General features: G+C 71.3%; 19 protein-coding genes. 15 read left to right on the top strand and 4 right to left on the bottom strand.

Going from position 1 to position 21,222, the window contains the following annotated elements; translation table 11 throughout:
- Positions 1–186 precede the first annotated feature (186 nt).
- Positions 187–1,338: an acyl-CoA dehydrogenase family protein gene (locus tag ACZ5SK_RS02065; RefSeq protein WP_334580838.1), complete on the top strand. Its 1,152-nt coding sequence runs from the start codon at positions 187–189 to the stop codon at positions 1,336–1,338.
- 143 nt (positions 1,339–1,481) lie between these two features.
- Here the strand turns inward: ACZ5SK_RS02065 and ACZ5SK_RS02060 are convergent, their stop codons facing one another.
- Positions 1,482–2,228 carry a rhomboid family intramembrane serine protease gene (locus ACZ5SK_RS02060; protein WP_468575114.1) on the bottom strand — a complete coding sequence of 249 codons (747 nt, stop codon included), beginning with the start codon at positions 2,226–2,228 and terminating at the stop codon, positions 1,482–1,484.
- Positions 2,229–2,544: 316 nt separating this feature from the next.
- Between ACZ5SK_RS02060 and ACZ5SK_RS02055 the strand changes: the two genes are divergently transcribed.
- The 7 genes from ACZ5SK_RS02055 to ACZ5SK_RS02025 all read left to right on the top strand — a co-directional run bounded on the left by ACZ5SK_RS02055 (position 2,545) and on the right by ACZ5SK_RS02025 (position 10,924).
- Positions 2,545–2,784, top strand: a complete 240-nt coding sequence (locus tag ACZ5SK_RS02055; protein ID WP_079662861.1) for a hypothetical protein — start codon at positions 2,545–2,547, stop codon at positions 2,782–2,784.
- 37 nt (positions 2,785–2,821) lie between these two features.
- Positions 2,822–4,165, top strand: coding sequence for an NYN domain-containing protein (locus ACZ5SK_RS02050; protein WP_334580840.1), 1,344 nt, complete (start codon positions 2,822–2,824; stop codon positions 4,163–4,165).
- 212 nt (positions 4,166–4,377) lie between these two features.
- Positions 4,378–5,418, top strand: a complete 1,041-nt coding sequence (locus ACZ5SK_RS02045) for a C40 family peptidase (RefSeq protein WP_334580841.1) — start codon at positions 4,378–4,380, stop codon at positions 5,416–5,418.
- A gap of 210 nt (positions 5,419–5,628) precedes the next feature.
- Positions 5,629–6,648, top strand: a complete 1,020-nt coding sequence (locus ACZ5SK_RS02040; protein WP_334580842.1) for a C40 family peptidase — start codon at positions 5,629–5,631, stop codon at positions 6,646–6,648.
- 39 nt (positions 6,649–6,687) lie between these two features.
- The gene (locus ACZ5SK_RS02035; RefSeq protein WP_334580843.1) at positions 6,688–7,878 is read left to right on the top strand and encodes a hypothetical protein; all 1,191 of its coding nucleotides are present in this window, start codon (positions 6,688–6,690) and stop codon (positions 7,876–7,878) included.
- Positions 7,879–8,090: 212 nt separating this feature from the next.
- Positions 8,091–9,233 carry a glycosyltransferase family 4 protein gene (locus ACZ5SK_RS02030; protein WP_334580844.1) on the top strand — a complete coding sequence of 381 codons (1,143 nt, stop codon included), beginning with the start codon at positions 8,091–8,093 and terminating at the stop codon, positions 9,231–9,233.
- A 53-nt stretch (positions 9,234–9,286) separates the two neighbouring features.
- Positions 9,287–10,924: a GMC oxidoreductase gene (locus ACZ5SK_RS02025; protein WP_468155738.1), complete on the top strand. Its 1,638-nt coding sequence runs from the start codon at positions 9,287–9,289 to the stop codon at positions 10,922–10,924.
- Between the two features lie 28 nt (positions 10,925–10,952).
- On the opposite strand, the gene ACZ5SK_RS02020 is transcribed toward ACZ5SK_RS02025, so the two are convergent.
- Positions 10,953–12,749 carry an AMP-dependent synthetase/ligase gene (locus tag ACZ5SK_RS02020; protein WP_468575109.1) on the bottom strand — a complete coding sequence of 599 codons (1,797 nt, stop codon included), beginning with the start codon at positions 12,747–12,749 and terminating at the stop codon, positions 10,953–10,955.
- 347 nt (positions 12,750–13,096) lie between these two features.
- On the opposite strand from ACZ5SK_RS02020, the gene ACZ5SK_RS02015 reads away from it, so the two are divergent.
- From ACZ5SK_RS02015 to ACZ5SK_RS01990, 6 genes are all read left to right on the top strand, one after another.
- On the top strand, positions 13,097–13,852 hold the full coding sequence (locus tag ACZ5SK_RS02015) for a metallophosphoesterase family protein (RefSeq protein WP_334581399.1): 756 nt from the start codon (positions 13,097–13,099) through the stop codon (positions 13,850–13,852).
- Between the two features lie 140 nt (positions 13,853–13,992).
- Positions 13,993–14,436: an SRPBCC family protein gene (locus tag ACZ5SK_RS02010; RefSeq protein ID WP_334580846.1), complete on the top strand. Its 444-nt coding sequence runs from the start codon at positions 13,993–13,995 to the stop codon at positions 14,434–14,436.
- Positions 14,437–14,546: 110 nt separating this feature from the next.
- Positions 14,547–15,731 carry an ArsA family ATPase gene (locus tag ACZ5SK_RS02005; protein ID WP_361700036.1) on the top strand — a complete coding sequence of 395 codons (1,185 nt, stop codon included), beginning with the start codon at positions 14,547–14,549 and terminating at the stop codon, positions 15,729–15,731.
- A gap of 111 nt (positions 15,732–15,842) precedes the next feature.
- Positions 15,843–16,349 carry a DUF5304 domain-containing protein gene (locus tag ACZ5SK_RS02000; protein ID WP_334580849.1) on the top strand — a complete coding sequence of 169 codons (507 nt, stop codon included), beginning with the start codon at positions 15,843–15,845 and terminating at the stop codon, positions 16,347–16,349.
- 67 nt (positions 16,350–16,416) lie between these two features.
- Positions 16,417–17,370 carry an ROK family glucokinase gene (locus ACZ5SK_RS01995; RefSeq protein ID WP_319671897.1) on the top strand — a complete coding sequence of 318 codons (954 nt, stop codon included), beginning with the start codon at positions 16,417–16,419 and terminating at the stop codon, positions 17,368–17,370.
- A gap of 161 nt (positions 17,371–17,531) precedes the next feature.
- Positions 17,532–18,278, top strand: coding sequence for an endonuclease/exonuclease/phosphatase family protein (locus ACZ5SK_RS01990; RefSeq protein WP_334580850.1), 747 nt, complete (start codon positions 17,532–17,534; stop codon positions 18,276–18,278).
- A gap of 470 nt (positions 18,279–18,748) precedes the next feature.
- Here the strand turns inward: ACZ5SK_RS01990 and ACZ5SK_RS01985 are convergent, their stop codons facing one another.
- Positions 18,749–19,417, bottom strand: a complete 669-nt coding sequence (locus ACZ5SK_RS01985) for a hypothetical protein (RefSeq protein WP_468575105.1) — start codon at positions 19,415–19,417, stop codon at positions 18,749–18,751.
- Positions 19,410–20,198, bottom strand: a complete 789-nt coding sequence (locus tag ACZ5SK_RS01980) for an alpha/beta hydrolase (protein ID WP_468575104.1) — start codon at positions 20,196–20,198, stop codon at positions 19,410–19,412. The genes ACZ5SK_RS01985 and ACZ5SK_RS01980 overlap by 8 nt, the downstream gene beginning before the upstream one ends.
- Before the next feature lie 159 nt (positions 20,199–20,357).
- Here ACZ5SK_RS01980 and ACZ5SK_RS01975 point away from each other — a divergent pair, with 159 nt between their 5' ends.
- Positions 20,358–21,206 carry a lysophospholipid acyltransferase family protein gene (locus tag ACZ5SK_RS01975; protein WP_468415233.1) on the top strand — a complete coding sequence of 283 codons (849 nt, stop codon included), beginning with the start codon at positions 20,358–20,360 and terminating at the stop codon, positions 21,204–21,206.
- Positions 21,207–21,222 lie beyond the last annotated feature (16 nt).

The raw sequence follows: 21,222 nt of genomic DNA, 5'->3' as shown, positions 1-21,222 counted from the left end.
TCTCCCCCATGAAATCGGCAGGCAGGACCGCCGGTCCGCCGAAGCGGCCGAGATCCCGGTGGTCGAATACTAGGCACATGGCGGCCGTGGGTGACAAGGCCCGCCCTCCCTGGACACTGCCCTCGACTCCGTATTACGTTCGAGTCGTTGGCGAGGACACCGATCAGAGCAGCAGGGGGATGAGCGGTGCGACGCACTGTTTTCCAGGACGAGCACGAAGCCTTCCGTACTCAGGTGCGCGAGTTAATCGAGGCGGAGGTCGTACCCGTTTATCCGGAATGGGAAACCGCCGGCCGAGTGCCGCGTGATTTCTATCGCAAACTGGGCAAACTCGGCATTTTCGGGTTCGGTGTCCCGGAGGAGTTCGGCGGGGCCGGTCCCAAGGGCTTCAAGTTCAACGCCGTCATCGCCGAGGAGTGCGCGCGGGCCGGGGTCACCTTCGGCGGAGCCAGCGCGCACCTGGCGCTCCCGGCCACCCTGGTGGACTACACCACCGAAGAGCAGAAGCGGCGCTGGCTGCCGGGGTTCGTCACGGGCGAGCTGATGACGGCCATCGCGATCACGGAGCCGGAGGCCGGCTCCGACGTGGCCGGCATCCGGACGGCGGCCGAGCTGTCCGAGGACGGCACGCACTACGTGCTCAACGGCAGCAAGGCCTATGTGTCCGGGGGCGCCCAGGCCGATCTGGTGCTCGTCGCCTGCCGCACCGCGGCCGACGGGACCGACCGGCGCGGCGGCATGTCCCTGCTCGCCGTGGACACCGGCGCCCCAGGCGTGACGGTCGACGCGGAGCCTGCCACGCTCGGGCTGCGCTCGTCCGACATCGTCGGGATGACCTTCACGGACGTGCGCGTCCCCGTCGGCGACGTGGTGGGCGAGCCGGGCGACGCCTTCGCCTGTCTGGCCGGCATCTTCCCGCAGGAGCGGCTGGGCATCGCCGTCGGCGCGTACGCCCACGCCGCCGCGGCCGTCCGGCTCGCCACCGCCTTCGTCCGCGAGCGCACCGCCTTCGGCAAGCCTGTCGCCGCCTTCCAGAACACCAAGTTCGTGCTCGCCGACTGCAAGGTCACGGTGAACGCGCTGCAGGCGGTCGTCGACCAGGCCCTGGAGGCGTTCGACGCCGGGGAACTGACCGCGGAGGAGGCGGCCGCGACCAAGCTGTACTGCACGGAGGCGGCGACCGGGGTGCTCGACAAGTGCCTTCAGCTGCACGGCGGTCTCGGCTTCACGATGGACCACCCGATCACCCGGCTGTACGCCGACAACAGGGCCGGCCGGATCTTCGGCGGCACCAGCGAGATCATGCGCACCATCGTCGCCAAGTCCATGGGGCTCTGATCCCGGGCGCAGGACAGCTGCGGGCGCGCGAGACGTGATCGTCGGACGTGAAAGACGTAAGAGGGGAGCGGCGACGCTCCCCTCTTGGCGTGTCCGTATGCGCGTGTCTCTCTTCGCGTGTCCCCTCTTCGGGTGTCCGCGTCTCATCCCGCGCCGGAGTCGGGCACCGCCCGGGTGGTCCCGCGGCCGAACCGGGCCCAGGCGTAGACGAACCCCAGGGCGAAGCCGACCAGGTGCGCCAGATACGCCACCCCGGGTCCCTGGGCGGCCTGCCCCACCGCCACCCACTGCAGGGCCGCCCAGAACGGCAGCACGACCCATGCGGGGAAGCGCAACGGCAGGAAGAACAGGAACGGCAGGAGACTGGTCACCCGCGCCCGGGGAAACAGATACAGAAACGCGCCGAGGACCGCGGAGATCGCCCCCGAGGCGCCGACCAGGGACTGCGACGACTCGGAGTTGGCGGCGGCGTAGCCCAGCAGGGCCAGGTAGCCGCAGCCGAGGTAGAAGAGCGTGAACTCGACGCGGCCCATCCGGTCCTCGGTCATCGCCCCGAAGACGTAGAGAAAGAGCATGTTGCCCAGCAGGTGCACCCAGCTGCCGTGGACGAAGAGCGCCGTGGCCGGCGTCAGGGCGCCTCGCGCCGACCCCTCGAAGAGCTCGGCGGGCACGACACCCCAGCGCCGGAAGTAGGCCCGCTGCGCCGCCGGCAGCTCGTCACCGGATCCGTACGCCGGATTGAGCCCCGACGCCGGCCCGATCACGAAGAGCAGACAGCACAGGGCGATCACCGTGTAGGTCACCGGCGCCGAGGGTCTGCGGAGGGCTCTGCGGACGTTCCCGCTCCAGTCACTGATCACGAACACAGAGCATGTCGTAACGGGACGCATCGGCACGGACCGCCTCGCCGCCGGGGCCCGTACGGCGGGTCGGCTCGGAGGGGCGAGACGACGCCTCATCGGCGCTGGTGAGCGGGGTATGGTGCGTCCGGCTGGACGGCTCAGGACCGGGTCGGCGCGGTGCGGGAGGGTGTGCCGTGCCCCGTGTCCGCGACGGGTTGCGCCGTACAGGCCCGGTGGACGGACGGGCGTCGAGTACCCGCCAGGCCGTAGGGTTACGAGCCATGTGTACGGGGGAGCCTTGCGCCCGACCCGGACACTGGCAGCACGACGCAAGCACCACACTAGAAGGAAGCGGAAAGTCACGATGACGGTTCCCCTGCCGACCGCCACGACGCGGTGGCGCTGCACGCTCTGCGGCAACCTCACGCGGTTCGACGTGACGCGCTCGTCGAAGGTCGTCGAGTACGTCCACCTCGACCTCGCGGGCGAGCCGAAGGTCGAGGAGCGCCAGGTGGTCGATGAGACCATCGAGTCGGTGCGGTGCCGCTGGTGCAACGCCGTGGACCAGGTGGAACTCGTGGATCGGCCGGGTGCCGGCTCCTGACGGGAGGCGGGCCCGCACAGGTATTGGGGTGTGACGGATGGTGGAGAGCGCAGGCGGGGGGCCGGGCGACGGCGCCGCCGAGATGCTCGACCGTCCGCTGCCGGACGGCGTGCGGCGCAGGGTCGTCACGATCGTCTCCGACGGCTTCGGCGGGCTGACCGTCGGCGAGCTGCCCGCCCAGCTGCGGCAGTACGCCCGGTTCGCCCCGAACCGGCGGGCCAAGTTCGCGGGCAACGCGATGGCGGCCGCGCTGGAGACCGATCCGCTGTTCCGGCAACGCATCGCCGAGAAGTTCAGAGAGGCCCAGCCGGAGCTGTCCGGCGCGCTCGACTCCGGCTCGCCGACCCCGGCCGCGGACCCGCTCGACGTGGCGGCCGCGGCCTATGTGCTGCGGCCCACGGGCTGGGTGAAGCTGGTCACCGCGGCCGGCGAGGAGGCCCAGCGGGCGGACGCCGAACGCGCCGACGAGGAGAGCCGGGCCGAGCTGGAGCGGCTGCGCGAGGAGCTCGACCGGGCCCGTGAGCAGACCCGGACGGACACCGAGCGGCTGCGCGCCGACCTGGACGCGGCGAAGAAGGAGGCCGAGTCGCTGCACCGTAAGCTCCGCTCGGCCCTCAGCGACGTCAAGCGCGGCGAGGCCGCGCTGCGCAAGGTGCAGAGCGAGATGGAGACGGTGCGCGCCGAGGGGCACACGCAGGTGTCCGCCGCGGAGAGCGAGAGCCGGCGGCTGAAGGCGCGGCTCGCCGAGGTGGAGGCCACCCTGGAGGCCACCCGGCGGGCGGCGCGCGAGGGCCGCAGCGTCGAGGACATGCGGGTGCGGCTGCTGCTGGACACCGTGCTGGACGCGGCGCAGGGGCTGCGCCGGGAACTGGCGTTGCCGCCGGTGTCGGTGCGGCCGGCGGAGACCGTCGACGCGGTCGAGCCGGGGCGGATGACTCCGAAGGACATCGCCGCCCGCGCCCTGTCCGAGCACGATCCGGCCATTCTCGACCAGCTCCTCGCGCTGCCCCAGGCGCATCTCGTCGTCGACGGCTACAACGTCACCAAGACCGGCTATCCGCAGATGCCCCTGGAGAAGCAGCGACTGCGGCTCCTGGGGCAGCTCTCGCAGCTCGCCGCGCAGACCGGCGCCGAGGTCACCTGTGTCTTCGACGGGGCCGAACTCGCGGCTCCGGTGCTGCTGGCGCCGCCGCGCGGGGTGCGGGTGCTGTTCTCCAAGCCGGGGGTCACGGCCGACGAGCTGATCCGCCAGCTGGTGCGGGCGGAGCCGCCCGGCCGGCCGGTCATCGTGGCCTCGACCGACCGGGAGGTGGCCGACGGGGTCGCCAGGGCGGGCGCCCGGCCGGTGGCTTCCGCGGTACTTCTGAAGCGACTGTCCTGAAGGTCGAAGTTGCAGGTTTAATGACCGAATTGATGCAATCGTCACGCAACGTAGTGTCAATCGCGCATCACTGCACGTGAGTTGTGGGAAAAAACTGCGTTGCGTGATGGGATTTTTTCGCCTGAGGATTTGAACTGATCACGGCGAGGTCACTAAGGTCTGGTGATCGAACCTCCACACGGGTGATCACTCAAAAGAAGGAGCCCGTTTCCGTGGCGTCCCACCGTCGACCGAAGCAGCCCAGTCGCGCACGCGTGACGGTGCTGACCACCGCAGCCGCTGCTGCTGTCGTTCTGAGCTCGCAGGCCGCCAACGCGGCACCCAGCGAGAAGCTCACCAAGGACGAGGTCAAGAGCAAGGTCGACAAGCTCTACGAAGAGGCGGAGCAGGCCACCGAGGCGTTCAACGGCGCCCAGGAGAAGCAGGAGAAGCTCCAGAAGGAGATCTCCACCATCCAGGACAACGTGGCCCGGGGGCAGGCGGATCTCAACGAGCTGCGCGACTCCATGGGCCTGGCGGCCGCCGCCCAGTACCGCACCGGGTCCATAGACTCCTCCCTGCAGCTCCTCCTCTCCTCGAACCCGGACGACTTCCTGGACAAGGCATCGGCCGCCGACCAGTTGAGCGCCCAGCAGGTCGAGGCGCTGAAGAAGATCCAGGAGAAGCAGCGCGAGCTCGCACAGGAGCGCACCGAGGCCTCCGGCAAGCTCAAGGACCTCGCCGCCACCCGTGCCACGCTGGGCAAGAACAAGAAGGAAGTCCAGGCCAAGCTCGCTGAGGCGCGCAAGCTCCTCAACACGCTGACGGCCAAGGAGAAGGCCGACCTCGCCGCCGCCGACGCCCGCGCCAGCCGGGACTCCGGTGGACGTGTCGACCTCGGCGACGCCCCCGTCGGTTCCGGCCGGGCCATGGCCGCCTTCCAGGCCGCGCAGAGCCAGCTCGGCAAGCCGTACCACTACGGCTCCACCGGCACCGCCATGTACGACTGCTCGGGCCTCACCTCCTGGGCCTACGCACAGGCAGGCGTCGGCATCCCGCGGACCTCGGAGTCGCAGGCCACCATCGGGACGCGCATCTACTCGCAAAGCGACCTCAAGGTCGGCGACCTGGTGTTCTTCTTCAACGACCTGCACCACGTCGGTCTGTACGCGGGCAACGGCCAGATCATCCACGCCCCGCGCACCGGAACCGTCGTGCGCTACGAGTCGATGAGCACGATCGGCGGCCCGTTCATGTTCGGCGTCCGGGTCTGACCCCGGCCTGATCAACTCCAAGATCAGGACACCATGCCGCCCGAACGGGCGAATCATGACGACGAGAAGTGACCCCACGCCCCGCCGGTGACCTGCGTCAGCGGCGGGGCGTCACTGTGCGTGCCCACCGAGGTCTTTGGCCGGTGCCCCACCGCGGGGCTACTGTCGGCCGCGTTTCCCTGTCCACCAGTGGAAGGAGCGCGGCTTCCCGTGGGGTCCCATCGCCGCCTTGCACAGTCCGGGTTCGACCGGGGCGCCGTCAGCGCCCTGAGCGTGCTGTCCCTCGCGGCCGCCGCACTCGGCGCCGTCTCCGCAGTACCGGCCACGGCCGCGCCCGACGGCACCCGCGCCGAGGTGGACCGTCTCTACGAGGAGGCCGAGAAGGCCACCGAGGCCTACAACAAGGCCGACGAACGCGCCGACACCCTGCGCGAGCAGGTCGGCGAGGCCCAGGACCACATCGCGCGGCAGCAGGCGCGCATCAACGGCCTGCGCGAGCAGCTCGGTTCGCTGGCCGGCGCCCAGTACCGCTCCGGCGGCCTCGACCCCTCCCTGGCGCTGCTGTTCTCCGACGACCCGGAGGACTACCTCGACAAGGCGTCCGTCCTGAACCGGATCACCGCCCACCAGGCCGGTGAACTCAGGGAACTCCAGGGCGCCATGCGTGAGCTCACCCAGGAGCGCGCCGAGGCCGCCGCCAAGCTCACCGAGCTGGACAAGAGCCGCAAGGCGGTGGCGAGTCACAAGCGGACCGTGGAGCAGAAGCTCGCCAGGGCACGGCAGTTGCTCAACTCCCTGCCGTCCGCGGACCGCGCCGCCTACGACCGGGCCTCCCGCTCCGGCCGCGACGACCTGCCCGACTTCGCGGGCGCCGTCCCGGCGTCCGGTCGCGCGGCCGCCGCCCTCGCCGCCGTCCGCTCCGCGCTCGGCAAGCCCTACGTCTGGGGCGCCAACGGCCCCTCCGGCTTCGACTGTTCGGGCCTCATGCAGTGGTCGTACGCGCAGGCCGGGGTCTCCCTGCCGCGCACCTCGCAGGCCCAGGCGCACGCCGGCCGACGGGTTCCGCTGTCCCAGGCCCAGCCCGGCGACATCGTCACCTACCGCTCGGACGCCAGCCATGTCGGCATGTACGCCGGCAACGGCCAGGTCATCCACGCCCCGTACCCGGGCGCGGCGGTGCGCTACGACCCGGTCGGGATGATGCCGGTGTCGTCCGTCACCAGGCCCTGACCGCAGCCCGCGCGGGACCGCCGCCGTACGATCGGGAGAATGGCTGGTCGAAGGCGGGCGCGTGGATCCGGGGTTCTGGGGCTCTGTCTGCTGCTCGTCTCCCTGGTCGGCTGCGGGGCGCGCCCGGCGCCGGACCGCGTGCGGGCCGATGTGCAGCGGGTTCTCGACCGGCGGGCCGCCGCGGTCCTCGCCCATGACGCGATCGCCTACGCGGCCACCGGCACCGCGGCCGGGTACGCCGCCGTGCGGGCCGTCCCGCTCGCGGCCTGGTCGTACCGCGTGACGGCCGTCCACCGGGACGGCGACTCGGCCACCGCGGACGCCGAACTGAGCTACCGGGTCGACGGCTACGACAAGGCCCCGGTGACCACGCCCCGCACCCTGGTCCTGACCCGGGACGCGGACGGCCGGTGGTCACTCACCTCGGAGAAGCCCGCGAAGAAGACCGGCGAGCAGCTGTGGGACCAGGGCACGGTGGACGTCGTCCGGGGCGAGCACAGCATCGTGCTGGGCGTCGGCCAGTCCGGCGAACGGCTGCGGTCCTTCGCGGACCTGGCCGACGACGCGGTCCCGGCGGTGTCGGCGGCCTGGGGCACCGACTGGGCAGGGCACGTCGTCGTCCTCGTACCGCACTCCCTGGACGGCATGGCGCGGCTGCTCGGCTCGCCCGCCTCCTCCTACCGGGGGATCGCCGCGGTGACGACGGGCGAGACGGGCGGCGGTCCGAAGGCGCCCGCGGACCGGGTGATCGTCAACCCCGACGCGTACGGCATGCTCGGCCGCGTCGGCCGGCAGGTGGTCCTCACCCACGAGACCACCCATGTCGCCACCCGCGCCCACACCAACGCCGCCACCCCGCTGTGGCTGTCCGAGGGCTACGCCGACTGGGTCGGCTACCGCGACACCGGCCGCACCCCCGCCGAGGCCGCCCCGGAACTCCAGCACACGGTCAACGGCGGGAGTGTCCCGGCGGCGCTGCCCACCGACGACGACTTCGGCTTCTCCGGCGACGCGAGCCGGCTGGCCGCAGCGTACGAGGGCGGCTGGCTGGCCTGCCGGATGATCGCCGGGCGCTGGGGCGAGGTGAAGCTGGACGCGTTCTACCGGGCCGTGGGCGAGCACGACAAGCGGCCGGGGGCCGTGGAGGGGGCTCTGAAGAGTGTGCTGGGCACGACCCTGCCGCAGTTCACGGCGGACTGGCAGGCGTATCTGCGGGCCCAGCTCGGCTGAGGCGCCACGAGCCCGCCGGCGACGACAGGACGGGTACGCAGCTGCGCCGGTTCGAGGCGTCGGGGACAGGGCCGGTCGCGCCGTAACCCCCTCCTCAGACCCGTCAGGGGCCGCCTCGCGTCCGTCGTCTCCATGGCGCACATGATCTCCCGCCGGCCTGTGCGCCGCCGCCCCGCACAGCTGTGAACGGCATTTGGATAAGGTCGGCTGCGATGCACAAGACCCTGATCGTGACGAACGACTTTCCGCCCCGGCCGGGCGGTATCCAGGCGTTCCTGCACAACATGGCCCTCCGGCTCGACCCGGACCGTCTCGTCGTCTACGCCTCCACCTGGAAGCGGTCCCGCGAGGGCGTCGAGGCGACGGCCGCCTTCGATGCCGAGCAGCCCTTCACCGTCGTACGGGACTCCACGACGATGCTGCTGCCGACGCCCGGGGCGACCCGGCGGGCCGTCGGGCTGCTGCGCGAGCACGGGTGCGCGTCGGTGTGGTTCGGGGCGGCCGCGCCGCTCGGGCTGATGGCGTCGGCGCTGCGCAGGGCGGGCGCCGAGCGGCTGGTGGCGACGACGCACGGGCATGAGGCCGGATGGGCGCAGCTGCCCGCCTCCCGGCAGCTCCTCGGCCGGATCGGCGAGACCACGGACACGATCACCTACCTCGGCGAGTACACGCGCTCGCGGATAGCGACCGCGCTGAGCGCCGAGGCGGCCGGACGGATGGTGCAGCTGCCGCCGGGCGTCGACGAGAAGACCTTCCACCCGGGTTCGGGCGGCGACGAGGTGCGGGCGCGGCTCGGGCTGGCCGACCGGCCGGTGGTCGTGTGCGTCTCGCGGCTGGTGCCGCGCAAGGGGCAGGACACGCTGATCCTCGCCATGCCCCGGATCCTGGCGGCCGAGCCCGAGGCGGTCCTGCTGATCGTCGGGGGCGGCCCCTACGAGAGGGACCTGCGCAGGCTCGCGTCCGAGACGGGGGTGGCGGACTCCGTGCGGTTCACCGGGTCCGTGCCCTGGTCGCAGCTGCCCGCCCACTACGGCGCCGGGGACGTCTTCGCGATGCCGTGCCGGACGCGGCGGGGCGGGCTGGACGTCGAGGGCCTCGGGATCGTCTACCTGGAGGCCTCCGCGACCGGGCTGCCCGTCGTCGCCGGGGACTCCGGCGGCGCGCCCGACGCCGTGCTCGACGGGGAGACGGGCTGGGTCGTGCGGGGCGGCTCGCCCGCCGAGGCCGCCGAGCGGATCGCCGTACTGCTCGGGGACGCCGAACTGCGCCGCCGGATGGGGGAGCGGGGGCGGCAGTGGGTCGAGGAGAAGTGGCGCTGGGACCTGCTCGCGGAGAAGCTGAAAACATTGCTCTAGACTTTTCTCCTTTTGCTCTAGGCGGAGGGTGGAAATCCGCTGATGCTGCGCACATGACAGCCAAACTGATGCAGCGTCAGCTGACGAGACGTCAAATCCTTGGTATGGCCGCCCTCCAGACGGCGGCCACCCTCGGCTTCACCCGGGTAGGACTCCAGTCCGCCCAGGCGGCCGAGCCCGCCGCCGTCGAATCCGCCCCCGCCATCGTCGTCGGCTCCGGCTACGGTGCCGCGGTCGCCGCCCTGCGCCTCGGCCAGGCCGGCATCCGCACCCTCGTCCTGGAGATGGGCCGGTTGTGGAACACGGCCGGCGCCGACGGAAAGGTGTTCTGCAACACCGCCAACCCCGACCAGCGGTCCATGTGGTTCCGCACCCGCACCGAAGCGCCCCTGGCCACCTTCCTGTGGCTGGACGTCGTCAACAAGGACATCAGCCTCTACCCCGGCGTTCTGGACCGGGTGCACTTCGACAACATGTCCGTCTTCGTGGGCCGCGGCGTCGGCGGCGGCTCCCTGGTCAACGGCTCGATGGCCGTCACCCCGCTCCAGTCCTACTTCGCCGAGCAGTTCCCCACCGTCGACGCGGGCGAGATGTACTCCACGTACTTCCCGCGCGCCCGCGCCATGCTCGGCGTCAACAGCGTCGACCCCGCCTGGTTCGAGTCGACCGAGTGGTACCAGTTCACCCGCGTCTCCCGGAAACACGCGGCGAACACCGGCCTGAAGACCACCTTCGTGCCCAGCGTCTACGACTTCGGCTACATGCAGCGCGAAGCCGCCGGAACCGCCGTCAAGTCCGCCCTCGGCCAGGAGGTCATCTACGGAAACAACTACGGAAAACGCAGCCTCGACAAGTCGTATCTGGCGTCGGCGCTCGGCACCGGCAACGTCACCATCCACACCATGGAGAAGGTGCGCGGGATCAGCCGGGCGGCCGACGGGACGTATCTCCTCACCGCCGACCGCATCGACGTCACCGGCAAGGTCGTCGAGACCAAGCAGTACGGCTGCACCTATCTCTTCCTCGGCGGCGGCAGCCTCGGGACCAGCGAACTCCTCGTCCGGGCGCGGGACACGGGCACACTGCCCGCGCTGGACGCGTCCGTCGGCGCGGGCTGGGGCACCAACGGCAACGTGATGCTCGGGCGGGCCAACCACCTGTGGGACACCGTCGGCGCCAACCAGTCGACCATGCCGGTGATGGGCATCGACGACTGGGCCAACACCGCCAACCCCGTCTTCGCGGAGATCGCCCCGCTGCCCACGGGACTCGAACACTGGGTCAGCCTCTACCTGGCGATCACCAAGAACCCGCAGCGGGCGGCGTTCACGTACGACGCCTCCTCCGGCGGGGTGAAGCTCGGCTGGAGCGCCGCGCAGAGCGCCGTCTCCGTGAGCATGGCGAAGAAACTGTTCGACCGGATCAACTCGGCGAACTCCACCATCTACCGGTACGACCTGTTCGGCTCCGGAAACAAGGTCTTCGCCGACGACTTCACCTACCACCCGCTCGGCGGCTGCGTGTTGGGCAAGGCGACCGACGGCTACGGCCGGGTGAAGGGGTATTCGAAGCTGTACGTCACCGACGGCTCGCTGGTGCCCGGCAACATCGGGGTGAACCCGTTCGTCACGATCACCGCACTCGCCGAACGCACGATGGCGCGGGTCCTCGTGGAGGACACCGCGCCATGACGTTCCGTCAGCAGGCCTTCAGGGGCCGCTACTTGGCGTAGATCGCCTCGATCTCGCCCGCATAGTCCGTCGCCACCACGTTGCGCTTGAGCTTCAGCGACGGCGTGAGATGGCCCGAGTCCTCCGTGAACTGGGAGGAGAGAATGCGGAACTTCCGCACCGATTCCGCTTTCGAGACCGCGGCGTTGCCGTCGTCGATCGCCGACTGGATGGCGGCCTGAAGGTCGGCATCGTCGCGCAGCGACGCCGCGGTCGCATCCGCCGGCTTGCCGTGGTCGGCGGCCCAACGGCCCAGGAACTCCTCGTCGATGGTGACCAGCGCGCCCACGAACGGCCGCCCGTCGCCCACCACCATGCACTCCGCGACCAGCGCGTGCGCGCGGATACGGTCCTCGATCACGGCCGGAGCGACGTTCTTGCCGCCCGCGGTGACGATGATCTCCTTCTTGCGGCCGGTGATGCGGAGGTAACCGTCCTCGTCGAGGGTGCCGATGTCACCGGTGTGGAACCAGCCGTCGGCCAGCGCCTCGGCGGTCGCGCCCGGGTTGTTCCAGTACCCCTTGAACAGGTGCTCGCCGTGCAGCAGCACCTCGCCGTCGTCCGCGATCCGCACCACCGAGCCCGGCAGCGGCTGCCCGACCGTGCCGATCTTCTGCCGGTCCCACGGGTTGAACGCCGTCGCGGCACAGGACTCCGTCAGGCCGTAGCCCTCCAGGACGGTGAAGCCGATGCCGCGGAAGAAGTGACCGAGACGCTCGCCCAGCGGGGCGCCGCCGGAGATCGCGTACTCGCCCTTGCCGCCGAGGACCGCGCGCAGCTTGCTGTAGACCAGCTTGTCGAACACCTTGTGCTTGATCTTCAGAGCGAGCGGCGGGCCCGCCGGGAGCTCCAGCGCCTTGCTGTACGCGATCGCGGTGTCGGCCGCCTTGTCGAAGATCGCACCCTTGCCGTCCGCCTGCGCCTTGGCGCGCGCCGAGTTGTACACCTTCTCGAAGACCCGCGGCACGCCCAGGATCAGCGTCGGCCGGAAGGACGCCAGCTCGTCGGTGAGGTTCTTGATGTCCGGGACGGTGCCCAGCTTGATCGGCGCCATCATCGGGGCGATCTGCACCAGCCGGCCGAAGACATGCGCGAGCGGCAGGAAGAGCAGCACACTGCACTCACCGGTGCGGAACAGCGGCCGCAGGCGTTCCACGACGTTTCCGCACTCGGCGAAGAAGCTGCGGTGCGTCAGCACACAGCCCTTGGGCCGGCCGGTCGTGCCGGAGGTGTAGACGATGGTCGCCGGATCGTCGGCCTTGGCCTGCGAGCTGCGCTCCTCGACGGCCTGGTCGGAGACGTCCTGGCCGAGCTGCCCGAGCTCCTCGACCGCGCCCGCCTCGATCTGCCACACATGCTTCAGCGCCGGCAGCGACTCACGCACCGACTCGACGGCGGCCGCGTGGCTGTCCAGCTCGACGACGATCGCCGTCGCACCCGAGTCGGAGAGGATCCACTGCACCTGCTCCGGCGAGCTGGTCTCGTACACCGGCACGGTGACCGCGCCCGCGCACCAGATCGCGAAGTCGAGCAGCGTCCACTCGTAGCGGGTGCGCGACATCAGCCCGACCCGGTCGCCGGCCTGCACGCCGGAGGCGATGAGGCCCTTGGCCGCGGCGTGCACCTCGGCCAGGAAGGCCGTCGCCGTCACGTCCTGCCAGGCGCCGCCCACCTTGCGGGCGATGACGGCGACGTCGGGATGCTGCGCGGCGTTTCTGCGGACGATGTCGGTCAGATTGCCGTCCGCAGGGACCTCGTACAAAGCCGGAAGGCTGAACTCGCGCAAGACTGCTGCTCCTCATAGGGCGCCGGCGCCACGACGTTGTGCGATGCGACGGTGCGGTCCAAGGCTCGGGCGTGTGCTCGGGACTCGGTGGATCTCGATGGTTGAAATCCAGAGCACGACTGGACTGCCCGGACGTTACCCGCCGGTATGGCCTCTTCGACAGGGGGGTCCGACGAGATGTTCGCTGCGTCACACAGATTGGTGTTTCCCGGCTGACAGTAGTCCACCGCTTTACTGACTGGCCAGTAACCGGTATCCCGGCCGCCACTGTTCACGTATGCCGCACACGCCTACCCTTGATCGCCATGGCATCCACACCGTCCGGAAACCACAGAACACGCATCCATGTGGTCAGCGACGTGCACGGCAACGCGCGCGACCTGGCCCGGGCCGGGGAGGGCGCGGACGCGCTGATCTGTCTGGGCGACCTGGTGCTGTTCCTGGACTACGCCGACCACTCGCGCGGCATCTTCCCCGACCTCTTCGGCGAGGAGAACGCCGATCTCATCGTGGAGCTGCGCACCGCCCGCCGCTTCGAGGAGGCCCGCGAGCTCGGCGCCCGGCTGTGGGGCGGCGTCGGCGGCGACCGGGCCGCGCTCATCGAGAAGGCCGTCCGCAAGCAGTACGCCGAGATGTTCGCGGCGTTCCCCAACCCGACGTACGCGACCTACGGCAACGTCGACATCCCCCAGCTGTGGCCGGAGTTCGCCGGACCGGGCACGACCGTCCTCGACGGGGAGCGGGTGGAGATCGGCGGCCGCGTCTTCGGCTTCGTGGGCGGCGGACTGAAGACGCCCATGCGCACCCCGTACGAGATCAGCGACGAGGAGTACGCCGCGAAGATCGAGGCCGTCGGCGAGGTCGACGTGCTGTGCACCCACATCCCGCCCGAGGTGCCCGAACTCGTCTACGACACCGTGGCGCGCCGCTTCGAACGGGGCAGCCGCGCCCTGCTGGACGCCATCCGCCGCACCCGCCCCCGCTACTCGCTCTTCGGTCATGTCCACCAGCCGCTCGCCCGGCGGATGCGCATCGGGGCGACCGAGTGCGTCAACGTGGGGCACTTCGCGGGCAGCGGCAAGCCGTGGGCGCTGCAGTGGTGACCGCGACGGTGCCCCCACGGTCCCCCGACGCTCCCCCGACAGCGAGCCCACTCCGGGTGAAGGCGGCTGGTCGGGCGCGAGGTAGCCTTCACGCTGCACACACGTACACGTACCGGCCCGCATCTGGAGGAGCCACCGCGATGGCGGAACACACCAGCTCGAGCATCACGATCGAGGCGGCACCGGCCGATGTCATGGCGGTGATCGCCGACTTCGCCCGCTACCCGGACTGGACGGGAGAGGTGAAGCAGGCCGAGGTCCTCGAGACGGACGAGCGCGGCCGCGCCGAGCAGGTCCGCCTGGTCATGGACGCCGGCGCCATCAAGGACGACCAGGTCCTCGGCTACACCTGGACCGGCGAGCACGAGGTGTCCTGGACCCTGGTGAAGTCCCAGATGCTGCGCCAGCTCGACGGCTCCTACCTCCTCAAGCCGGCCGGCGCCGGCGCGACCGAGGTCACCTACCAGCTGACCGTGGACGTCAAGATCCCCATGCTGGGCATGATCAAGCGCAAGGCCGAGAAGGTCATCATCGACCGCGCCCTGGCAGGCCTGAAGAAGCGCGTGGAGTCGGGGGAGAAGTAGGCGGCTCCGCCGGTAGCCCGTCCGGCGATTGAGGACGAGGCCCCTCACGGGCCGAAGGGGGGTCTGTGGGCGCAGCCCCCAGGACGGTACGACCGGTACCGTTCACCCCCATGCGCACCCTCCTGATCACCGGCCCCGGCGGCAGCGGCCGTACGACGATCGCGGCCGCCACCGCACACCACGCAGCCGCCGGAGGCACCCGCACGCTCGTCCTCAGCGCCGACCGCACCGACACCCTCGGCGCCGCGCTCGGAGTACGCACCGGGGCGCACCCCACACGGGTCACCCCCCACCTCACCGCCTGGCGCCCCGACGCGGCGGCCGGCTTCCGGGACGACCTGGCCGGCTTCCAGGACCGCGCCACCACCGTCCTCGACCTGCTCGGCGCCTCCCGGCTCGACCCGGAGGAGGTCACCCCCCTCCCGGGCGCCGAGGAGCTCACCCTCCTGCGCGCCCTGCGCGACGCCGCCCTCGCCGACGGCGAGGGCCGTCACGAACTCCTCGTCGTCGACCTGCCTCCCTTCCCGCAGGCCCTCGCCCTGCTGGCCCTCCCGGAGGAGCTGCGCCGCTACCTGCGCCGCCTGCTCCCGCCGGAACGGCAGGCCGCCCGCGCCCTGCGCCCCATGCTCGGCCGGCTCGCCGGCGTGCCGATGCCCGCCGAGTGGCTGTACGAGACGACCGCCCGCTGGGACCTGGAGCTGGCCGCGGTCGAGGCCGTCCTCGCCGACCCCGCCACCGCCGTCCGCCTCGTCGCCGAGCCGGGACCGGCCGGCGCCGACGCCGTCCGCGACGCCCGGCTCGGCCTCGCCCTGCGGGCCCTGCCCGTCGAGTCCCTCGTCGCCAACCGCGTCCTGCCGGAGGCGGCCGCGGCCGACGGCCCCCTCGGCCCGCTCGGCAGGCTCGTCGCCCAGCAGCACAAGGCCCTCGGGGAGTGGGGCGGGACGGCGCGGCCCGTCGCCCACCTCGGCCACGACCCCCGCGGCGCCGACGACCTCACCGCACTCGCGGTGCCCGCCGTCAACCCGACGACCTCCCCGGTCGAGTGGCCCGTCACCGACCGGCTCGCGCAGGACGGCGTACTCGTCTGGCACCTCCCGCTGCCCGGCGCCATACGCGATGACCTCGACCTCGTGCGCCGCGGCGACGAACTCGTCGTCACCGTCGGACCCTTCCGCCGCATCGTCGCGCTGCCCTCCGTCCTGCGCCGCTGCACCGTCGAAGGCGCCGCCCTGCGCGACGGCGAGCTGTGCGTCCGGTTCGCCCCCGACCCCGACCTGTGGCCACAGGCACGATGAGCCGCGGGCACGATGAACGACGTACCGCCGTTCGGGTAACGTCGTAAGAACGAGCCGTCATCAGGCGTCGTCCACCAGGAGTCGTCCACCAGGAGTCGTCAGGAGTCCGCCATGAGCGAAGAGCGTCCCACGCCCGACGCCGCCGGGGAGCCCGCCGGGACAGAGCACATCGACGACGGGCCCCGCGCCAGCGACGCCGACGCCTGGGCCACCGCCGCCGCCGAGGACCTGGCCGAGGAGAAGGCCCGCCGCCGCGCCCAGTACGGCCCGCCCCAGGGCTCGGCCGCCGAGGAACTGCGCAGGCTCGTCGACGCGGTCGGCGAGAAGCTGTCGTCGATCCAGTCCCCGCTGCTCGGAGCGGTCGCCGGGCCGGCCGCCCAGCAGGTGGTCCGCCAGGTCGTCCAGCAGGCCAAGGCCGCCGTGGAACCCGTCATCGAGCGCAACCCGGACGTCTTCGACCACCTCGCGGCGGCCGGCACCGAACTCCTCGCCGCCTACCGCTCCGCCGTCCAGACCCAGGAACGGCGCTGGACGACCGGAGCGGACGACCCGCGCGACGACCCCCGCCGCGACGGCGGCGACGACACCGGTCCCGGCCAGCGCATCGACTTGGACTGAGGCCCTTCCACGGCAGGGCCTCGGGTACGGTTGGCCGTAGCGGGGCTCGACCGAAACTGAGGGATTCATGGGACTCACCATCGGCGTCGACATCGGCGGCACGAAGATCGCGGCCGGCGTGGTCGACGAGGAAGGCAACATCCTCTCGACCCACAAGGTGCCGACCCCGGGCACGCCGGAGGGCATCGTGGACGCCATCGCCTCGGCGGTGGAGGGCGCACGCGTCGGGCACCAGATCGTCGGCGTCGGCATCGGCGCCGCCGGTTACGTCAACCGCCAGCGCTCGGAGGTCTACTTCGCGCCCAACATCCACTGGCGCAACGAGCCGCTGAAGGAGAAGGTCGAGGCCCGCGTGGGCCTCCCCGTCGTCGTGGAGAACGACGCCAACGCCGCCGCGTGGGGCGAGTACAAGTTCGGCGCGGGCAAGGGCCACCGCAACGTCATCTGCATCACCCTCGGCACCGGCCTCGGCGGCGGCATCATCATCGGCAACAAGCTGCGCCGCGGCCACTTCGGCGTCGCCGCCGAGTTCGGCCACATCCGCATGGTGCCGGACGGCCTGCTGTGCGGCTGCGGCTCGCAGGGCTGCTGGGAGCAGTACGCCTCCGGCCGCGCCCTCGTCCGCTACGCCAAGCAGCGCGCCAACGCCACCCCGGAGAACGCCGAGCTCCTGCTCGGCCTGGGCGACGGCAGCCCCGAGGGCATCGAGGGCAAGCACATCTCCATGGCCGCCCGCCAGGGCGACCCCGTCGCCGTCGACTCCTACCGGGAGCTCGCCCGCTGGGCCGGCGCCGGCCTCGCCGACCTGGCCTCGCTCTTCGACCCGTCCGCCTTCATCGTCGGCGGCGGCCTCTCCGACGAGGGAGAACTGGTCCTCGACCCGATCCGCAAGTCGTACAAGCGCTGGCTGGTCGGCGGCAACTGGCGCCCGGTCGCCGAGGTGATCGCCGCCCAACTCGGCAACGAGGCCGGCCTGGTCGGCGCAGCGGACCTGGCGAGAGAGCCCGACCCCATCATGTGACGGCCGCCCAGGGGCGCGGGGCTGTCATACAGCTGAGGCTCCGCCGCGGTGGGCGCGAGCGACCACGACCAACCGGTAGCCGCGCACAGACCTCGCGCCTCTGGGACCTGTCCCGCCGATCCGAACGGCGGGTCCCGGCCATCCGGCGTAAATTGATCACCATGACGCTGCTCCCCAACTCCCGCACCGAGCCCGACGGTTCCTCCGTCATCCGCGTCCTGAGCTACAACATCCGCTCCATGCGGGACGACACCGACGCCCTCGCCCGCGTCATCACCGCCTGCGCCCCCGATCTGGTCCTCGTCCAGGAATCGCCGATCTTCTTCCGCTGGCGCAAGAAACTGGCCCGTCTCGCCTCGGTCTCCGGCCAGGTGATCCTCACCGGCGGCGGCACGGCCGCGGGCCCCGCGATCCTCTGCTCGCTCCGGGCGACCGTCGAACGCACCGAGGACGTCCTGCTGCCCCTCACCCCCGGTGAGTTCCGCCGCGGCCTCGCCACCGCCGTGGTCCGCTTCGGGGGCGCCCGCCTCGGCGTCGTCAGCTGCCACCTCAGCCTCCGCGAGGACGAGCGCTACGACCAGGGCGGCATGCTTCTCGACCGGCTCGCCGGGATGGGCGTGGAGCACGCGGTCGCGGGCGGCGACATCAACGAGAGACCCGAGGGACCCGCCTTCACCCGCCTGTCCACCACCCTCCGGGACTGCCGCACCGCCGCCCCCTGGGGCGCCGAGCACACTTTCCCGGCCACCGGACCGACCCGCCGCATCGACGGAATCTTCGTGACGAAGGGCGTGGAGGTGCTGGGCTGCGGGGTGCCCCTCGGCCTGCCGGGCATCACCGAGAACGACTTGAGAACAGCCACGGACCACCTCCCGGTCCTAGCCGCCCTCAAAATCCCCACCACATAGCCCCCCACACACACCAGACGCAGAGGCCCCGCCTCAAACACCAGACGCAGACACCCCGTCTCAAAACACCCGGCCGCAGACGCCCCACGCCAGCGCCCCCACGTCAGACGACTCACCTCTGCGGCCCCGCACCAGCGCCCCCACGTCAGACGCCCCGCCTCAGACGTCCCGTGTCACACGCCCCGCGTCGGCGCCCCCCGCGCCAGACCACCCGCCTCAGACGTCCCGCGTCAGCGCCCTCGCCTCAGGCGTCCCGAGTCAGCGTGCCCCTGTGTCAGACGCCCCGCGTCGAACCACCCGCGTCGAACCACCCGCGTCGAACCACCCGCGTCGAACCACCCGCGTCGAACGCCCGCGGTGAACGACCCGCGTCAAGGCGGCCCCGTTCAAACGCCCCGCCTCAAACGTCCCGCCTCAGACCACCCGTCCCGGACGCCCCGCGTCAAACGAGCCGTGTCAGACGAGTCGTGTCAGACGACGGCACCCCGTCCTGGATCGCCTTCGTCCTCGTCGTCCGTGCGCATGCGCATCACCAGGGTGGCGAAGCCGCCGAGGAAGCCGCCGATGCCCACGGTCGACAGCCACCACGTCATCTCCCAGCCCAGCAGCACCGCGAGCAGCAGCAGCACCGGTCCGCCGATCACCCCGAGCCAGGCGAACTTGGCCGTGGTGTCGGCGGCGGGCAGCGGCGGCGGCTCCGGCGGGACGAAGTGACCCTCGTCGTCCTCGTCGAAGTCCTCCTCCGCAGGCTCGGGAGCCGTGTAGTCGCGCGGGCCGACACCGGGCGCGAAGGCGATCGAGCTGCCCAGCGGCTTGGCCGGTTTCTTCTCCTCGCCGGGCTCCTTCTCGGGCTCTTTGCCGGGTTCCGTCCCGGCGTCCGCCGCCGGCGCCTCGTCGTTGGTCCCGACCTCGAGGAGCGCCAGGTTCTCGATCGACTTGAACGGCTTCGCCCCCGGCGGGTCCGGCGGCTCCTCGCCGTACCCCGCGACGATCGCCGCCCACGCGGCGTCCTCGTCGAAGGGCACGTTCTGCTCCTGCGACTCGCGGCCCTCCCGGCCCTCCTGGCCCTCCTGGCCCTCCAGGCCGTCCCGCTCGTCCCGGTTCTCCCGGTCCTCGCGGTCGGAGTCGTGCTCAGCCACCTACGGCCGTCCCTTCCTTGCCGACACTGGGCGCGATCCGGGCGATGAACGCGTAGCTCTCCTCGAAGATCCGGTCCGCATCGAGGTCCAACGTTGCCACGTGGTAACTCTGTTCCAGCAGGATCTCGGTCACGTCCGTCGAGGAGACCCGGCTGAGGATCCGGGCCGAGTCGGCCGGCGGCACGACATGGTCGCGCACGCTGTGCAGGAGCAGCAGCGGCTGGGTGACCTGCGGAAGCTCGGTGTCGACCAGACGCAGGAAGGTGCGCAGGGAGTACGCCGAGTGCAGCGGCACCCGGTCGTAACCGGTCTCCAGGACGCCCTCCTTCGCGATGTCGCTGGTGATCCCCTTCGTCGACCGGACGACATGGCGGGCCACCGGGAGGGCGTACGGGGACAGGCCGTGCAGCTTGTTCGACGGGTTGACGACGATGACGCCCGCGATCCCGCCCGCGCCCTCGCCGTGCTTCGCGGCCAGCCGCAGGGCCAGCGTGCCGCCCATCGACAGGCCCGCCACGAACACGCGCGTGCAGCGGGCGCGCAGGGCGCGAAGCTCGCGGTCCACCTCCGCGTACCAGTCCTGCCAGCCGGTGAGCGCCATGTCCTGCCAGCGCGTGCCGTGTCCCGGCAGCAGGGGCAGCGAGACGGTCAGGCCCTGCCCGGCCAGGTGGCGCGCCCAGGGGCGCAGCGACTGCGGGGAACCGGTGAAACCATGACAGAGGAGGACCCCGACCTCCCCGCCCTCATGGCGGTACGGCTCGGCTCCAGGAAGGACCGGCAACTTCGGTCTCCTGTTCTTCGTCTGTTCTTCGTGGGAGGGACGTGTGCTTCACCGTACGCGACCCCACTGACACCGACCAGGGTCGTCGGAGCCTTTGCCGGGACTCCGGGATAAGGTCTGATGACACACACAGGAGGCACTCGGTTGTTGTACGGCGCGATGAAGGTCGCTATCGGGGGACCGTTGAAGGTCACCTTCCGGCCCTGGGTGGAAGGCCTCGAGAACATTCCCGCCGAGGGCCCCGCGATCCTGGCGAGCAACCATCTCTCCTTCTCGGACTCGTTCTTCCTGCCCGCGGTCCTCGACCGCAAGGTCACGTTCATCGCGAAGGCCGAGTACTTCACCACGCCCGGTGTGAAGGGGCGGCTGACGGCGGCGTTCTTCAAGGGCGTCGGCCAGCTCCCGGTGGACCGCTCGGGCGCGCGCGGCGCGGGTGAGGCCGCCGTCAAGAGCGGCATCGAGGTGTTGGAGCGCGGCGAGCTGTTCGGCATCTACCCGGAGGGCACCCGCTCGCCCGACGGCCGTCTCTACCGTGGCAAGCCGGGCGGCCTCGCGCGCGTGGCGCTCGCCACCGGCGCGCCCGTGATCCCGGTCGCCATGATCGACACCGAGAAGATCCAGCCCCCGGGGAAGGTCCTGCCGAAGGTCATGCGGCCCGGCATCCGCATCGGCAGGCCGCTGGACTTCAGCCGCTACCAGGGCATGGACCACGACCGCTTCGTGCTGCGCGCGCTGACCGACGAGGTCATGTACGAGATCATGAAGCTCTCCGGCCAGGAGTACGTCGACATGTACGCGACCGCCGCGAAGCGCCGGATAGCGGACGCGGCGAAGGCCGACAAGGAAGCGGAGAAGGCCGCGAAGGCGGCCCTCGCCCAGGCCGAGAAGGAACAGGCCGCGAAGGAACAGGCCGATCTGGAACGGGCCGAGGAGGAGCAGGCCGAGGACGAGACGGCCGACGAAGAGCAGGCAGAGGAAGTGCGGGCCGAGAAGGAACAAGAGCGGTAGTCGGCGCTCCGGGGGC

The organism is Streptomyces sp. NPDC031474 (assembly GCF_055581185.1).
The sequence above is the reverse complement of the archived record's forward strand: the minus strand, read 5'-3'. Positions and strand labels throughout refer to the sequence as shown.

Bases quoted from the DNA above. Each gene is read 5' to 3' on its own strand.
- ACZ5SK_RS02050 (WP_334580840.1), top strand. From the start codon at position 2,822: ATGGTGGAGAGCGCAGGCGGGGGGCCGGGCGACGGCGCCGCCGAGATG.
- ACZ5SK_RS02055 (WP_079662861.1), top strand. From the start codon at position 2,545: ATGACGGTTCCCCTGCCGACCGCCACGACGCGGTGGCGCTGCACGCTC.
- ACZ5SK_RS02010 (WP_334580846.1), top strand. From the start codon at position 13,993: ATGGCGGAACACACCAGCTCGAGCATCACGATCGAGGCGGCACCGGCC.
- ACZ5SK_RS02025 (WP_468155738.1), top strand. From the start codon at position 9,287: ATGACAGCCAAACTGATGCAGCGTCAGCTGACGAGACGTCAAATCCTT.
- ACZ5SK_RS01975 (WP_468415233.1), top strand. From the start codon at position 20,358: ATGAAGGTCGCTATCGGGGGACCGTTGAAGGTCACCTTCCGGCCCTGG.
- ACZ5SK_RS02035 (WP_334580843.1), top strand. From the start codon at position 6,688: ATGGCTGGTCGAAGGCGGGCGCGTGGATCCGGGGTTCTGGGGCTCTGT.
- ACZ5SK_RS02060 (WP_468575114.1), bottom strand. From the start codon at position 2,228: ATGCGTCCCGTTACGACATGCTCTGTGTTCGTGATCAGTGACTGGAGC.
- ACZ5SK_RS02000 (WP_334580849.1), top strand. From the start codon at position 15,843: ATGAGCGAAGAGCGTCCCACGCCCGACGCCGCCGGGGAGCCCGCCGGG.
- ACZ5SK_RS02005 (WP_361700036.1), top strand. From the start codon at position 14,547: ATGCGCACCCTCCTGATCACCGGCCCCGGCGGCAGCGGCCGTACGACG.
- ACZ5SK_RS01995 (WP_319671897.1), top strand. From the start codon at position 16,417: ATGGGACTCACCATCGGCGTCGACATCGGCGGCACGAAGATCGCGGCC.
- ACZ5SK_RS01990 (WP_334580850.1), top strand. From the start codon at position 17,532: ATGACGCTGCTCCCCAACTCCCGCACCGAGCCCGACGGTTCCTCCGTC.
- ACZ5SK_RS02030 (WP_334580844.1), top strand. From the start codon at position 8,091: ATGCACAAGACCCTGATCGTGACGAACGACTTTCCGCCCCGGCCGGGC.